Consider the following 15,177-nt stretch of genomic DNA (forward strand, 5'->3'; position numbering starts at 1 on the left):
GGCGGCGCTCATATGCTAACCCGCCCGCTCGACGCCGCTTCGGCGGCCCCGGATCACCGCTTCCCGAAGGGTCCACCGGGGGCGAAGGCGAGGTCCGCGAACCGTTCGCCGATCCGGCGATGGGCGGCCGCGTCGGGGTGGAGGCCGTCGGGCAGCGGCAGCTCGGCGAAGTCGGCCTCGCCGTAGAGGGCGCGGCCGTCGAGGTGGTGCAGGTGCGGGTCCTCGGCCGCGCGGCTCTCCACGACGCGGGCCAGCTCGTCGCGGATCACCGTCAACGTGAGCTTGCCCTGGGCGCGTTCGGCGGGATCGCCCATGGCCGCGAACGTGAGTTTCCCGTCGGCGAGCCCGCTGAGGTCGGGCGCGGCGGGGCCCGGGGTGTCCTCGTGGATCGGGCACAGGAGGGGCGAGACGACCAGGAGCGGCGCCGTCGGGTGCCCTTCCCTGATGGTGTCGAGGAAGCCGTGCACGGCGGGGACGAAGGCGCGCAGCCGCATCGCGTCGTAGTTGACCAGGTTGATTCCGATCTTGACGCTGATCACGTCGGCCGGGGTGTCCCGGATCGTCCGCGCGGTGAACGGGTCGAGCATGGCGCTGCCGCCGAACCCGAGGTTGATCAGCTCGGCACCGGCCAGCGCCGCGGCGCGGGCGGGCCAGATGGTCGAGGGGCTCGCGGCGTCGGAGCCGTGGCTGATGGAGCTGCCGTGGTGCAGCCACACCGGGCGACCGCGGTCGGGGACGGGCTCGACGGGGGCGTCGGTGCGCAGGGCGAGGAGTTCGGTGGTCTCGTCGTGCGGCAGCCAGATCTCGACGTCCTTCATGGCGCCGGGCAGATCGGCGAAGCGCACGGTGCCGGGGGCGCCGAGGGTGCGCTCGAAGGTCCCGGTGGCCATGTCGATGGTCAGCGTGTCGCCGCCGGACACGCCGCCCTGCCGGACCAGCTCCCCGTCGACCAGGAGGTCGTACGTCCCGTCGGGCCGCGCGGGCACGCCCACATAGGCGCGCTTGGTCGGGAGGGCGTCCAGTTCGACGACGGTGGCACGGGTCCGGAAGGCGAGCCGTACGCCGGAGGGCTGGGACTCGGCCATGGCCAGTTGCCCGTCGACGTTCTGGGCGCGCGCCCAGGAAGGCAGCCGGTGCGGCAGCAACCCCCGGTCGGTGCGCTCCAGTTCCAGGGCGCCACGCAGCAGGGCGGGGGTGAGCGGTGTGGTGATCAGGGGTGTGGCGCTCGGGGGGTGCTCGGTGTTCATGACCTCAACCTGTTGATCGACTGGTGGACATTGATCAATGACTGGACGGCACGTGCGCACACCCCATGGCTACGCGCCCTGCTCGGGCCAGTTGCGCAACAAGGCGTCCAGCGCGTCGAGCGTGCGGACCCACGTCTCGTCGGTGTCCGGAGCGCTGTGGCTGAAGCTGCCGCCCATCTCCAGGCTCACGTAGCCGTGGAAGACGCTGCCGAGGAGCCGGACGGCGTGCGTCTGGTCCGGCTCGGTCAGGTCGTAGCCGCGCAGCAGCGCGCGGGTCATCTGCGAGTGCCGCACTCCGGCGCTGGCGGCGGCGGCCTCGGGGTCGAGGCGGAACTGGGTGGCGGCGTAGCGGCCGGGGTGCTCGCGGGCGTAGTCCCGGTAGACGTTGCCGAGGGCGACCAGGGCGTCCTTGCCCGCGCGTCCGGCGAGCGCGTCGGCGGCCCGGTCGGCGAGTTCCTCCAGGGCGATCAGGGCGATCCGGACCTTGAGGTCGTGCGAGTTCTTCACATGCGAGTACAGGCTCGCGACCTTGACGTCGAACTGCCGGGCCAGCGCCGAGACGGTGACGTGCTCGAAGCCCACCTCGTCGGCCAGCTCGGCACCCGCGCGCGCAAGGCGCTCCGTGTTCAGTCCCACACGCACCATGACCGTATGACCTCCCTCTCGTCCCGCACTCATTATGTATTTGCCTAAAAGATTTAGGCAAATTAGCCTCGCCGTTATGAAGCCACTGACCGAACGGGAGATCCGTTCCTCCTTCGTGAACTGCACCAAGGGCGAGGCGACCCGTATGCGCGTCCCGCACGACCTGACCGCCCGCCCCTGGGACGACCTGGACTTCTTCGGCTGGCGCGACCCGCAGGCACCCGACCGCGCCTACCTCGTCGCCGAGATCGACGGCCGCCCGCGGGGGATCGCGCTGCGCTCCTCGCACGCCGCGGCGGGGCAGACCCGCCGCAGCATGTGTTCGCTGTGCGTGACGACGCACAGCGGTGGCGTCTCCCTGCTCGTCGCACCGAAGGCGGGCAAGGCGGGGAAGCAGGGCAACTCGGTGGGCGCGTACATGTGCAGCGACCTCGCCTGCTCGCTGTACGTGCGTGGCAAGAAGGACGCGGGCATCGGCGCGCGGCTGCACGAGACGCTCACGATCGAGGAGAAGATCGAACGGACGCTGGCGAACCTCACCACGTTCATCGCGAAGATCACCGCGTGAAACACGCTCGTCACGACCCGGCAACCCATCGCGTCGCCGCGACCACTAGGGGCTGAACCGGCGCCTGCCGGTACGCGACGAGACGATCCGGGAGACCAGGATGAGACGACCCATAGCGCTGCGGCTCTCCGCGACTTTGGCCGCGGCGGCCCTCGCCGGTGGGGCCGGTGTGGCGCTGTCGACGCCCGAGGCGTCCGCGGCGGCGGCCGGCGCCACCGGTTACGCGACCCAGAACGGCGGGACGACGGGCGGCGCCGGCGGCCAGACCGTACGCGCCACCACGGGCACCCAGATCCACCAGGCCCTGTGCAACCGCGCCACCTCCGCCACGCCGCTCACCATCCAGGTCGAGGGCACGATCAACCACGGGAACACCAGCCAGGTCTCCGGCGACAGTTGCAACACCGCGGCCGGGGTGATCGAGCTCAAGCAGATCAGCAACGTCACGCTCGTCGGCGTCGGCAGCGGCGCCGTCTTCGACCAACTGGGCATCCACATCCGCGAGTCGCGGAACATCATCATCCAGAACGTGACGGTCAAGAACGTCAAGAAGTCCGGCTCCCCCACCTCCAACGGCGGCGACGCCATCGGCATGGAGAAGAACGTCCGCAACATCTGGGTGGACCATGTCTCCCTCCTGGCGTCCGGCGGCGAATCGGACGGCTACGACGGCCTGTTCGACATGAAGAACAACACGCAGTACGTCACCCTCTCGTACAGCACGCTGCGCAACTCGGGCCGCGGCGGCCTGATCGGCTCCAGCGAGAGCGACCTGTCGAACGGCTTCGTCTCCTTCCACCACAACCTGTACGAGAACCTCGACTCCCGCGCGCCCCTGCTGCGCGGCGGCACGGCCCACATCTACAACAACTCGTACGTGAGCCTGAACGAGTCCGGCATCAACTCCCGGGCCGGCGCCAAGGCCAAGGTGGAGAACAACTACTTCAAGAACTCCAAGGACGTCCTCGGCACCTTCTACACCGACGCCACCGGCTACTGGCAGACCAGTGGGAACATCCTCGACAACGTGACCTGGTCCGCGCCCGGGGCCGAGAACAAGCCGGCCGGCCCGGACATGAAGTCCACGACCACCGTCTCGGTCCCGTACGCCTACACGCTCGACAAGGCGAACTGCGTGCCGGCCATCGTCGGCCGGACGGCCGGAGCGGGCAAGAACCTCGCGGTGTCCGACGGCACCTGCTGAGGACCCCTCCCGCGCGCGGGTGGTGCCCCACCCCGGCAACGGCATGACCGGGCCACTCCCCCGGTCATGCCGTTCAGGCGGCGAGAGGCGGCTCGCCCTTCGGCCCAAGGCCGGAACAGCCGGTGTGCCGGCGATGACGCCGGCGGAGAAGGTCGAACAGCGTCTGACCGGCCGCCCCGACTCCCACGTACCCGCCCGCACCCTGGAACGCCTGACCGGCATGGCCGAGCGGCCCTTGGCCGTCGGCGCGGTTCGGCGTGGTCCGGCCGACCAGCGACCAGATCCTGGAGAACGCGACCGGCGTCGACGCCCCACCCTCGACCTGGCCCCGCCGTGAACTCGTGGTGGACCTGCTCCACACGGCGCGGCGATGCGCCCGGGCAGCCACTCCGACGTGGGACCGCTCTGCTGCGGCCGGGCGGGCGCTGAGCGCCGCCTCAAGGACAGGCTGTCACCCCCCGGGCAGGTCGCCCGGGAAGGGGACCACATCCTGCCCCGGCACCAACGGCCGCGCGGGGAACGGGCCCGGCGCGTGGGCGTCGTACAGGGTGCGCAGCGCCGCGGTCAGCCGCCCCGCCGTCTCCTCGTCGAGGGGCGCGAGGAAGGTCGCCTCGGCCTCGACGCGGGCCTGATCCGCCTCGCGCAGACATGTACGGCCGGCCTCGGTGAGCGACACCACGTTCCGGCGGCGGTCCCGGGCGCTGCGGCGGCGCTCCACGAGACCCTTGCCCTCCAGCATGTCGATGACGGAGACCATCGTGGTGCGGTCCATGCCGATCGCCGACGCCAGCTCGTTCTGGGACCGCTCGGCGCCGTCCGCCGCGATCACGGACAGCACGCCGAGCTCCTTGGGATGCACGTCGTAGGGGGCCAGCGCCTCGCCCAGCAGGTGGGCGAGGTTCAGATAGGCGTGCTTCATCAGGTAGCCGAGCCGTCGGGTGAGCAGGTCGGCCAGTCCGACTTCGTCCGTCATGCCTGATAGCGTATCCTCTCTCTGATAATCAGCACCACTGACGATTAGTGAGGCCGCGCGAAGGCCCGAGAGCTCCGCGCCCCACTCCTGGACGCCTTCCGCGTTCGCCGCGCAGCCCAGCGCACTCCACACCTGGCAAGACCTAGCAAGGAAGCGACGTCCTCGACATGAGCGACTCCATATCCACCGCCGCCCCGCGGACGGCGCGGGGCTCCGACGCCCCCGACGCGGCACAGGCGCCCGACCCCCGGCGCTGGTGGGGCTTGGTGATCATCGCCCTGGCCCAGCTCATGGTGGTGCTCGACGCGACCATCGTGAACATCGCGCTGCCGTCCGCCCAGACCGATCTCGGCATGTCGGACGCCAACCGCCAGTGGGTCATCACCGCCTACACCCTGGCCTTCGGCGGTCTGCTGCTGCTCGGCGGGCGCGTCGCCGACCTCGTCGGCCGTAAGCGCACCTTCATGATCGGTCTGGTCGGCTTCGCCCTGGCGTCCGCGGTCGGCGGCGCGGCGAACAGCTCCGGGATGCTGTTCCTCGCCCGCGCCGCGCAGGGCGTCTTCGGCGCCCTCCTCGCGCCGTCCGCGCTGTCCCTGATGACGACGACGTTCACCGACCCGCGCGAACGCGGCAAGGCGTTCGGTATCTACGGCGCGCTGGCCGGCGCGGGCGGCGCCGTCGGTCTGCTGCTCGGCGGCATCCTCACCTCGTACCTGAACTGGCGCTGGTGCCTGTACGTCAACATCCCCATCGCGATCGTCGCCGTCGTCGGCGCCAGGATCCTGCTCCACGACCGCCCCGGCCACAAGGACGTCAGGCTCGACGTGCCCGGCGTCATCCTGGGCTGCGGCGGCCTGGTCGCCATCGTCTACGGCTTCTCCGAGGCGGAACCGCGCGGCTGGGGCGACTCGCTCGTCGTGTCGCTGCTGGTCGGCGGTGTCGTGGCGCTCGTGGCGTTCGTCCTGTGGCAGGCCCGCGCGAAGTCACCGCTGCTGCCGCTGCACATCCTGCGCGACCGCAACCGCGCCGGCTGCTTCCTCACGATGGGCCTCGCCACGATCGGCATGTTCGGCCTGTTCCTGTTCATGACCTACTACTTGCAGGGCATCCTCGGGTACTCCCCGGTCAGGACCGGCCTCGCGTTCCTGCCGATGTCGGCCGCGATCATCATCGGCTCGACGCAGATCTCCGCCCGTCTGCTCCCCCGCGTCCAGGCCCGCGCCCTGATGGTGCCGGGCATGCTGCTCGCCGCGTGCGGCCTGCTGATCCTGACGCAGCTCGACGTCGACTCGGCGTACGCGACGCACATCCTGCCGGCCGAGCTGATCATGGGCCTCGGCATGGGCCTGACGTTCATGCCGGTCTTCTCCACGGCCACGCACGGCGTGCGCCCGCAGGACGCCGGCGTGACCTCGGCCATGGTCAACACCTCGCAGCAGGTCGGCGGTTCACTGGGCACGGCCCTGCTGAACACCCTCGCCACCTCGGCCACGTCGACGTACATCGCCGGCCACCTGACCGACCCGTCGAAGAAGGCGCAGGTCGTCGCGGAGGGCGTCGTCCACGGCTACACCCACGCGATCGGCTACGCGGTCATCGCCATGCTCCTCGCCGGCTGCGCGGCGGCCCTCCTGGTCAACGCCAAGCCGGTCCGCCACGGCGCGCACTGACAGCACCCCTCCCCGGATGGGCGAAGTGCCCGCAGGACCGACAGGTCCTGCGGGCACTTTCGCGTACGGACACGCCCACGCGCCCGACGCGATACGCCCGCAATAGGTGCGCGGTGCACCACGGAGACGGCGGCGATACCCCCCTCCCACAAGCTCGTCCCAGCACTCGACGAGGCACGTCCCACGAGGCGACGAAGCGAGGGGGGAAGCAGCACGTGAGCACCTCAGGCAGCGGTCCCGAGAGTGATGTGGTGGTCCAGAAGTACGGCGGCAGCTCGCTGGCCACCACAGGTCAGGTGCTCCGCGTCGCGGAGCGGGTCGGTGCACTGGTCAGGGCCGGGCGGCAGGTGGTCGTCGTGGTCTCGGCGCAGGGAGACACCACCGACCGGCTGATCTCTCTCGCCGACGAGATCAACCCGCGGCCGACCGGGCGGGAACTCGACCAGTTGCTCGCCACCGGTGAGACCTCCTCGGCCGCGCTCATGGCCATGGCCATCCAGCACACGGGGCTACGGGCGACAGCGCTGTCCGGCGCCCGCAGCGGGATTCTCGCCACCGGGCCCCACGGCGCGGGAATCATCGTCGCGGTCGACACGGAGGAACTGCGCACGCTCCTGGACGACGGACAGGCCGTGGTGATCGCCGGGTTCCAGGGTGTGAGCGCCGACGGCGACATCGTCACGCTCGGCCGCGGCGGCTCGGACACCACCGCCGTCGCGGTCGCCGCCGAACTCGGGGCCCACGCCTGCGAGATCTACAGCGACGTCCCCGGTGTGCTGACCGCCGATCCCCGGGTCGTACCGACCGCCCGGCTCATGCCCGACATCGACGTCGAGGTCATGACCGAGATGGCCTTCGCGGGCGCCCGGGTGATGCACGCGCGTGCCGTGGAACTCGCCGCTCTCTACGACGTGGACATCCTCGTGGGCAGCTCCACCGCTTCGAGTGCCGGTACCCGTATCCACGCACGAGACGGAGACGAGATGCTCGAGTCCAAAGCCGCCGTGATGGCCGTGGTCCACGACACCGACGTGGCCCGCGTCACGCTGCGCGCCCGGTCCGCGCCGGTCAACCCAGATATCCCAGACGGCCCGGTCAACCCGGTCAACCCGGAGAGTCCGGAGGACCCCTCCTCCGCGGTGTTCCGGTACCTGGCGCGGCATTCGATCCCCGCCGACATGACCGCGGTCGTCCACGCTCCCGACGGAGGGTTCTCCTTCGGTCTCACGGTGCACCGCTCCCACGCGTCCGGCGTCCGCGAGTCGTTCGCCGGGCTCACGGCTCCGGAGCAGGGCCACATCGAGGTCGAGGAGGAGGTCGCCAAGGTCTCCGTCGTCGGCCGGGGCCTGCTCAGCAGGCCGGTGTACGCGTCACGGATGCTCTCCGCGCTGACCGCCGCGGGCATCTGCGCCCAGTCGCTGTCCGCGTCCCAGTCCCGCGTGTCCGTCATGGTCCCCGCCGCCGACACCCGCCGCGCCGTGGGCCTGCTGCACAGCGAGTTCGGCCTCGACGCCGACGCGGAGTCCACACCGCGACGGCTGGCCTCTCATCCCTGACCCGCCCGTCCCGTTCATGAGTGGCATCCGTCCCTACCGACAGGAGCACTGGTGATCAACGCACCTTTCGCCCGGAGCCTGCGTCTGCAGCGGCTCCACCACCACGACCCCGAACGGCTGTTCATCGTTCCGCTCGACCATTCCCTCACCGACGGCCCTCTCCTGCCGAGCGGGCAACTCAACACCCTCGTCGGCAGCCTGGCCTCGCACCACGTCGACGGTGTCGTGCTGCACAAAGGTTCCCTGCGCCACGTCGACCCCGAGTGGTTCACCCGTACGTCCCTGATCGTGCACCTGAGCGCGAGCACGATGCACGCACCCGATCCCAACGCCAAATACCTGGTGTCGAGTGTCGAGGAGAGCCTGCGGGCGGGGGCCGACGCGGTGAGCGTCCACGTCAACCTGGGCTCCGACGAGGAGCGCCGCCAGATCGCCGACATGGCGGCGGTCGCGGAAGCCTGCGACCGCTGGAACGTACCGCTGCTCGCCATGATGTATCCGCGCGGCCCCAAGATCGACAATCCCCGGGACCCGGCCCTGGTGGCCCACGCCATCCAGGTCGCCGTCGACCTCGGCGCCGACCTCGTCAAGACGCTGTACGTCGGGTCCGTCGAGGAGATGTCCGCCATCACGGCGGCGTCACCGGTCCCGGTCGTCGTGGTGGGCGGGCCGCGCAACAGCGACGAGACCCGGACGCTGGCCTATGTCGAGGAGGCGCTGCGGGGCGGCGCCGCCGGCGTCGCCATGGGGCGCAACGTCTTCCAGGCCGCCGACCCGGGGGCCATGGCGGACAAGCTCTCCGACCTGATCCACCACAGCGGGGGCGGCGCCGCGACCGCCGGTCCCGCCCGCGCCGCGTGAGCGCCGGTCGCACGCACCATCCGCGCAGTTTCCCGAAACGACCCACCCAGAGGAGTTCTTCCGTGTCTTCTACGTCCGCCGTCTCTTCGTCCACCAAGCTGACCTGGCTCGACATCCGCTCACTCGGCGAGGCCCGCGCCGCCATCCTCCAGGAGGCCCTGCACCACCGGGTCGACGCGGTCGTCGCGGACGACGCCGCCGACCTCGCGGACCTGCCTCCGACGGTGACCAAGGTCCTCTTCCCCCAGGGCAAGCCGCTGCCGGACGACTTCGGTACCGCCACGGTCGTCATCGTCGATCCGGCCAAGCACGGGGTGACCCCCGCCGAACTGGCCGTCCTCCACCCCGACATCGAGTTCGGCCGCTTCGTGGAGATCATCGACGCGCCGACCCTCGAGGACGCCTGCGAGTCGTCGCGCACGGAGAAGTGGTCCCTGCTGCTGTTCCGTGACCCGACGAAGATTCCGCTGGAGATCGTGATCGCGGCGGCGGCGAAGGCCACCGGCTCGATGATCACCGTCGCGCAGGACCTGGAGGAGGCCGAGATCCTCTTCGGTGTCCTCGAACACGGGTCGGACGGCGTGATGATGGCGCCCCGGCGCGTCGGTGACACCGCGGAGCTCAAGCGCGTCGCCGAGGCCGGTGTGCCCAACCTGAACCTCACCGAGCTGCGCGTCGTGGAGACGAGCCACATCGGCATGGGCGAGCGGGCCTGCGTGGACACCACCACGCACTTCGCGGAGGACGAGGGCATCCTGGTCGGCTCGCACTCCAAGGGCATGATCCTGTGCGTCAGCGAGACCCACCCGCTGCCGTACATGCCGACCCGCCCGTTCCGGGTCAACGCCGGCGCCATCCACTCGTACACCCTCGGCAAGGACGAGCGCACGAACTATCTGAGCGAACTGAAGACGGGCAGCAAGCTCACCGCCGTGGACGTCAAGGGCAACACCCGGCTCGTGTCGGTCGGCCGCGTCAAGATCGAGACCCGGCCGCTCATCTCGATCGAGGCCGAGGCCCCGAACGGCCAGCGCGTCAACCTGATCCTCCAGGACGACTGGCACGTCCGGGTCCTCGGCCCCGGTGGCACCGTGCTCAACAGCACCGAGCTGAAGCCGGGTGACACGGTCCTCGGCTACCTGCCCAGCGAGGACCGCCACGTCGGCTACCCGATCAACGAGTTCTGCCTGGAGAAGTAGGACCGCCCGGCAGAGCGTCCGCCCTCACCGCACCGGCCACGTCGCCCGCATCCCCACCGGCGACGTGGCCGGTCTCGTGCGTGCCGTGCGAGGCCGAGGCGGCCCGCGGGACCGCGAACACCGTCACGGCGCCGACCAGGCCGCCGAGGGCGAACACCGTGAACCCCTGCCGGCCGAGGCCATGACTGACCAGGACGCCACCGAGCCACGGGCTGAACACGGCCCCGAGGCGGCCGACCCCCGTGACCCAGCCGAGGCCGGCGGCACGGTCCGCGGCCGGATAGAAGCGGCTCGTGGCGGCGTACACCATGGTGCTCGCGCTGAACAGCCAGACACCGGTGAAGGCGACGACGAGGTACGTGACGCCCAGCGGCAGGCGTGCGGACAGCAGCACCAGGCCGCCCGCGGCGAGGACGAACCAGACCGCCGCGACCGACACCGCGCCGAACCGGTCGGCGATCCGCCCCGCGAACAACATCCCGGCGATGCCGCCCACGTTGACGACCATGAGCAGGCTCACCGAGGTGGACAGGCCGTAGCCCGCGGACCGCATGAGCTGCGGCAGCCAGGTGGAGATGCCGTACACCAGGAGCAGACCGCAGAACGACGCGACCCACAGCAGCAGGGTCGCGAGGCGTCGCCCGGGCGCGAAGAGGGCCCGTACCGATGCGAGCCGCCCCGCGATCCCGGCGGGCGGGGCGCTGCGGGCGGTCGGGACGGCAAGTCCGTACCGTTCGGCCGTTTCGCGCGCCAGTTCGATGTGTCCGCGCCCGTACAACACCGAGGGCGACTCCGGCAGGTACCGCAGCAGCAGGGGAACGGCGACGAGCGCCGGCAGCACGCCGACCGCGAAGGGCCAGCGCCAGCCGTGGCCGGGGGCGAGCCAGAGTCCGAGTCCCGTCGCCGCGATGCCCCCGGTGTGGTGAGCGGTCATCAGCACACCGGTGAACAGCGCGCCCCTGCGCGGCGGGGAGAACTCGGCCACCATCGCGAGGCAGACGGGCATCAGCCCGCCCAGACCGAGACCGGCGAGGAAGCGCCCGGCCCCGAACTGGGCGGCGTCGCCCGCGAGCGCGCAGGCTCCGGTCCCCGCCGAGAACAGCAGGACGCACCAGACGAGAGCGCCCCGTCTGCCCAGCCAGTCCGTCATGTTCCCGGCCACGAGCGCGCCGACGAGCATGCCGCAGGTCGTCCAGCTCCCGATGACCCCCGCGTCGGCCGCGTCGACACCGAGGCGCGGGTCATCGAGCAGATACGGCATGACGGCGCCGTAGACCGTGACGTCGAGGCCGTCGAAGAAGACGACGAGCCAGCACAGAGCGAGAACCGCGTACACGAGATACCGCCTTCGAGGAGGAGCGGAGCGCCCAGAACACAGCGGTGCCGGGCAGCGGAGGGATCCACTGCCCGGCACCGCCGGAGGGCTACTTGTCGTAGGTGTAGAACTTGGTGTGGTCGAGCAGATCGGCCGGCGTCATGGTGTGCCACGGACCGAGCGGGGTGTTGAGGTCCGGGACGTCCTTGGTCGGCTCGGCCGGCAGGTAGTGCGGGACGTCGGGGTGGCGCTGCTGCCACAGGGCCCAGCACCGGTCGATCATGCAGTGGTTGAGGAAGAACACCGGGTCGTTGGGCGAGCCGATGTACATCATGTGACCGCCGGTCCACACATGGGCCGCGCCGTGCAGCTTGCCCACCGAAGGCTCCCACTCGAACTTGGTGTAGCCCTCCAGGTGGTTGCGGAAGCTCTCGTAGGGGGGCACGCCACCCGAGGTGTGGTTCCACGGCGGGCAGTCGTACACCGGGAGGGCGAGGGTCTCCTCCAGTTCCTTGGGCGTCGGCAGGTTCGGGGTGAGCGTCCCGAAGTCCCTGACGAGGTAATCGCGGTCGTCCTGGGTGTAGTTGCCGTTGAGAGCGGGGTTCTCCTCCCCCACCCAGACCACGCTGATGTTGAGCTTCCAGCCGTTGTCCCGCGCGAAGGGGCCGGTCATGACGCGGCGGTCGCCCTCCCGGCCGTTCCCGCCCATGAAGCTCGCGTCCCACAGGGGCGAGTCCGCGCCGTGGTCGGTGCTCCAGTCCCAGTACGGGAGGGTGACGCGCGGATCGACCTTCTGCAACTCCTGCTCGAACTTGAGCAGGTACTGCCGGTGCCACGGCAGGAAGCCGGGGTTGACGTGCCCGAGCCGCTTGCCGGTCACCTTGTCCAGGTAGTCGGTGGAGTTCACCTTGATGTGGAGGGCGACGAAGCGGTCGTAGATGCCACGTCTCTTGATCTCCAGGACAGCGTGGATGAAACGTCTCTTCTCTTCGGCCGTCATGGCCAGGTGGTTCTTGCGTACGTGCGCCATGGCGCTCTGTCCTCTATTCCGTGGCCGGGTCGGTCAGACGTGGGTGACGTGGTTGCCGTGGGCGGACGGCAGCACGGCCGCCCCGCGCAGTTCCTCCACGGCGCGCCGGGCGGCGTGCAGAGGGCTCGGGGCCATCTCGTAGTGGCACAGGGAGCTGAGGTAGGCGTCGTCCGCGAACTTCATCAGGTGCAGGGGGCGGCCGTCGATCGTCACGCCGCCACCGGCCGCGGCGGTGGCCACGCGTATGGTGCGGCCCCGGTAGCGCTCGGTGTACTCCTGGTCGGCGGCGGCGCCGGAGGCGTTTCCGGCCTCGGCCGACGCGTCGCCGGTGCGCGCGGAGACGAACGGCACCGCCGCGGCGGCGGCGACGAACGCCGCACCGGCGGTGACCTTGACCATGTCGCGCCTGTTCAATGACATACGACCACTCCCTTGGGCTCGAGCAGGAACTGTGTGTAGTTGTCGTCGTGCGGGATGCCGGGCACCGCCGTCCAGGGCAGGACGTGGCCGCGGGTCACTTTGCGGACGCTCGGCTCCCGTACCGCCGCGTCCACCAGTTCCTCGCGTTCCGTGAGGAGGTTGAGGACGAGGGAGTCACGCAGCGGCGCGATGCCGTCGGACTCCGTCCATGGCGCCACCACGACGAAGGGGAAGGGCAGTTCGGTGCCCACGGCCGGGTGGTCGGCGCGGTCCGCGGACAGCACCACCGGCCGAAGCAGGAACGATCCGTCAGGCAGTTCCACCACGGTCTCGGCCTGGCCGGCCCGCGCACTGTGATCGGTGAGTTCGGCGCGCAACCGGGTGATCTGCTCACGCAGTTGGGCGGCCCTGGCCCTGTTCACCACGAGCAGCGTGGCCTCGCTGTCCGTGGCGGGCAGTGAGGGCAGCCGGGCGAGACGCTCCGCGAGCCGGTCGGCGATGTCCGCCACCGATCCCGTGGTCAGCACGGCCGACAGATTGGTGCAGCGGGTACCGCCGTCGAAGGAGGCGGAGAGCGCGAGGTGTTCGATCAGGGCGTCGTCCGGCTCCGTGTCGACCAGCGCCTTGGTGCGGCCCGGGCCGCGCACCGCCACGGACTCCCTCTGGTGCCAGGTGGCGACCGCCCGGTCGCCGCCGTAGATGATGCCGCGGTCCGCCTCCCGGAGCAGGAACTCGCCGACCTGGCGTGCACAGGGCAGGTAGGCCACCTTGGTCGGCGGCAGGCCCGCGGCCAGCAGGGCCGACAGCAGCCGCGCCGGGGTGAAGGGGTCCCGGCTGCCCGGCTTGACGAGGACGCTGTAGCCGTGGAACAGGGCTTGGACCCAGGAGACGTTCGGCACGGGGTGGTTGCTGGCCAGCACCGCGGCGAAGACCTTGCCCCGCGGTACCCAGCGGGTGTCGAAGCCGGTGCCGAAGCCGGTGGCGGGGAGCTCGGCGGCGGTGGTCCGCGGCAGCTCCCCGATCTCCTTGACCAGATCGCGGACGGCCTGGTCGACCGCCGCCGCGGTCAGACCGGTCGCGTGGCAGACCCGTCGTACGTACTCCCGCGGGGACTCGCCGTCGAGGGTCGCGGTGGCGAACAGGCGCACCGCCTCGGTGAAGAGGGCGGGGTCCGGCGCCCTGCCGTCCGCGTGCTCCCGGACCTCGTTCAGGGCCGCGAGCGCCAGCAGACGCGGGGCGAGGCCGACGTCGGCCAGGTCGTCCCCGAGGACGCCGGGCAGCGCCACGCGGTCCGAACTCGCCGTCCGGCGACCGCATATCAGGGGGTCGAGCCGGAGGGCGGCGGCTGTGGCGGTGCCCATCAGTAGACCCCCTCGATCACGGCCACGTCGTCGATGCTGCGGTAGGTCTGGATGTCGGCGAGGCCGTCGACGGGTGAGCCCTCCCTCGGCTCGACACGTATCGCGGTGTCCCGCTCCAGGATGTTGGGCAGGAACATCTCCTCGGTGACGAGGTGCAACCGGACGCGTCCCCGTTCGCCGTAGGCGACGATGTTCCCCTCCTCGTCCACCAGGTCGAGCCGGGTGGTGGCGGGGAACGGTTCGAAGACACAGGGGTGGGTGTCGGTCGGCAGGGCCCTGCGCTGCGGTGCGACGCCCATCAGGCTGTTCCCGTAGATGCCGACCACGGCGGCCTCGGGGAAGAAGGTCTCGCCGAGTTGCCGTCGGCTCTCCGCGCTGATGGATGTGCCGGCCCAGATGATCGCCTGCACCTTCCCGCGTACGAGGTCGTACAGGCGGGGGCGTGCGCAGATCGCTTCGAGCAGGGGCGGCGTGGTGTTGAGCACGGCGATGCTCTGGGATTCGAGAATCGTCTCGGCCTGGTCGAGAAGGTGCTGGACGTAGGCGTCGGCCTCCTCCTCGCGACCGGCCGCGAGGAGGCGCTTCACCCAGCGCGGATCGAGGTCGACGGTGTAGAAGATGCCGCCGCCGAGCGCGGCGTACCGGGCCGTGTCGTAGCCGATCACATGGGGACCGCTGGGGCCGAGGTGAAGCCAGTTGCCGCCGGCGGGTACGCCGTTCTCGATGAGCCGTTCGCGTCCCCACGCGGTCACGCGTGAGCGGTTGTTCCAGTCGATGATCCGCTTGGGGGAGCCCGTCGTGCCGCCCGAGTCGTAGACCCGTACGGGCTTGTCGGCGAGTCCCTTGGGGATCAGGTCCTGGGCGGGAACGGTCCGCAGTTCGGCGCTGACGTCCGGGAACCGGGTCAGGTCCGCCAGGCCCCGCACGTCGGTGAGCGGGTCGAAACCGAGGGCTCCGCGCTTGTCCAGCCAGAACGGGGAGCCCGTGTGCTCGGTGAAGTGCCACACCATCGACGCGCGTATGTGGCTGTTGAATTCGGTATCGGTGAAGTCCGTCATGACTGCCTTCTGCTCTCCTGGTGACGAGGCGACGGCGGGTTGCGGTCCATGGTGCGGGGAGGCGGCTATC

Annotated in this window: 14 protein-coding genes and 1 pseudogene; 7 read left to right on the forward strand and 8 right to left on the reverse strand. The window is 70.7% G+C overall.

What is annotated here, in order from left to right:
• Nucleotides 1–53 precede the first annotated feature (53 nt).
• Nucleotides 54–1,247: a GDSL-type esterase/lipase family protein gene (locus ACIRF8_RS20740; RefSeq protein ID WP_404216839.1), complete on the reverse strand. Its 1,194-nt coding sequence runs from the start codon at nt 1,245–1,247 to the stop codon at nt 54–56.
• A gap of 69 nt (nt 1,248–1,316) precedes the next feature.
• Nucleotides 1,317–1,892: a TetR/AcrR family transcriptional regulator gene (locus ACIRF8_RS20745; protein ID WP_404216840.1), complete on the reverse strand. Its 576-nt coding sequence runs from the start codon at nt 1,890–1,892 to the stop codon at nt 1,317–1,319.
• A gap of 76 nt (nt 1,893–1,968) precedes the next feature.
• Here ACIRF8_RS20745 and ACIRF8_RS20750 point away from each other — a divergent pair, with 76 nt between their 5' ends.
• From ACIRF8_RS20750 to ACIRF8_RS20760, 3 genes and pseudogenes are all read left to right on the forward strand, one after another.
• On the forward strand, nt 1,969–2,460 hold the full coding sequence (locus ACIRF8_RS20750) for an FBP domain-containing protein (protein WP_404216841.1): 492 nt from the start codon (nt 1,969–1,971) through the stop codon (nt 2,458–2,460).
• 100 nt (nt 2,461–2,560) lie between these two features.
• Nucleotides 2,561–3,661: pseudogene (locus tag ACIRF8_RS20755) on the forward strand (polysaccharide lyase family 1 protein); the annotation flags it as partial.
• Between the two features lie 136 nt (nt 3,662–3,797).
• Complete coding sequence (locus tag ACIRF8_RS20760) at nt 3,798–4,001, forward strand: hypothetical protein (RefSeq protein ID WP_404216842.1); 204 nt, start codon at nt 3,798–3,800, stop codon at nt 3,999–4,001.
• Nucleotides 4,002–4,115: 114 nt separating this feature from the next.
• Here the strand turns inward: ACIRF8_RS20760 and ACIRF8_RS20765 are convergent, their stop codons facing one another.
• Nucleotides 4,116–4,637 carry a MarR family winged helix-turn-helix transcriptional regulator gene (locus ACIRF8_RS20765; RefSeq protein ID WP_404216843.1) on the reverse strand — a complete coding sequence of 174 codons (522 nt, stop codon included), beginning with the start codon at nt 4,635–4,637 and terminating at the stop codon, nt 4,116–4,118.
• 167 nt (nt 4,638–4,804) lie between these two features.
• Between ACIRF8_RS20765 and ACIRF8_RS20770 the strand changes: the two genes are divergently transcribed.
• From ACIRF8_RS20770 to griH, 4 genes are all read left to right on the forward strand, one after another.
• A complete protein-coding gene (locus ACIRF8_RS20770; RefSeq protein WP_404216844.1) occupies nt 4,805–6,307 on the forward strand; it encodes an MFS transporter in 1,503 nt (500 codons plus the stop codon).
• 215 nt (nt 6,308–6,522) lie between these two features.
• Nucleotides 6,523–7,863, forward strand: a complete 1,341-nt coding sequence (locus tag ACIRF8_RS20775) for an aspartate kinase (protein ID WP_404216845.1) — start codon at nt 6,523–6,525, stop codon at nt 7,861–7,863.
• Nucleotides 7,864–7,911: 48 nt separating this feature from the next.
• Nucleotides 7,912–8,724: a 2-amino-4,5-dihydroxy-6-oxo-7-(phosphonooxy)heptanoate synthase gene (gene griI / locus ACIRF8_RS20780; protein ID WP_404216963.1), complete on the forward strand. Its 813-nt coding sequence runs from the start codon at nt 7,912–7,914 to the stop codon at nt 8,722–8,724.
• Between the two features lie 62 nt (nt 8,725–8,786).
• On the forward strand, nt 8,787–9,923 hold the full coding sequence (griH, locus tag ACIRF8_RS20785) for a 3-amino-4-hydroxybenzoic acid synthase (protein WP_404216846.1): 1,137 nt from the start codon (nt 8,787–8,789) through the stop codon (nt 9,921–9,923).
• Here griH and ACIRF8_RS20790 read toward each other — a convergent pair.
• The 5 genes from ACIRF8_RS20790 to ACIRF8_RS20810 form a co-directional block, all read right to left on the reverse strand.
• On the reverse strand, nt 9,898–11,259 hold the full coding sequence (locus tag ACIRF8_RS20790; RefSeq protein WP_404216847.1) for an MFS transporter: 1,362 nt from the start codon (nt 11,257–11,259) through the stop codon (nt 9,898–9,900). The two genes, griH and ACIRF8_RS20790, sit on opposite strands and share 26 nt — an antisense overlap.
• Before the next feature lie 88 nt (nt 11,260–11,347).
• Entirely contained in the window at nt 11,348–12,268 is a 921-nt protein-coding gene (gene griF, locus ACIRF8_RS20795; protein ID WP_404216848.1) for a grixazone synthase, read from the reverse strand.
• Nucleotides 12,269–12,301: 33 nt separating this feature from the next.
• Entirely contained in the window at nt 12,302–12,688 is a 387-nt protein-coding gene (locus ACIRF8_RS20800) for a tyrosinase family oxidase copper chaperone (RefSeq protein ID WP_404216849.1), read from the reverse strand.
• Nucleotides 12,679–14,049, reverse strand: a complete 1,371-nt coding sequence (locus ACIRF8_RS20805; RefSeq protein WP_404216850.1) for an aldehyde dehydrogenase family protein — start codon at nt 14,047–14,049, stop codon at nt 12,679–12,681. Before ACIRF8_RS20805 ends, ACIRF8_RS20800 begins: the two co-directional genes overlap by 10 nt.
• Nucleotides 14,049–15,107, reverse strand: a complete 1,059-nt coding sequence (locus ACIRF8_RS20810; RefSeq protein WP_404216851.1) for a phenazine biosynthesis protein — start codon at nt 15,105–15,107, stop codon at nt 14,049–14,051. Before ACIRF8_RS20810 ends, ACIRF8_RS20805 begins: the two co-directional genes overlap by 1 nt.
• Between the last annotated feature and the right edge of the window lie 70 nt (nt 15,108–15,177).

Origin of the sequence: Streptomyces sp. NPDC102406, from assembly GCF_044765725.1 — a bacterium.
Taxonomy (GTDB): domain Bacteria; phylum Actinomycetota; class Actinomycetes; order Streptomycetales; family Streptomycetaceae; genus Streptomyces.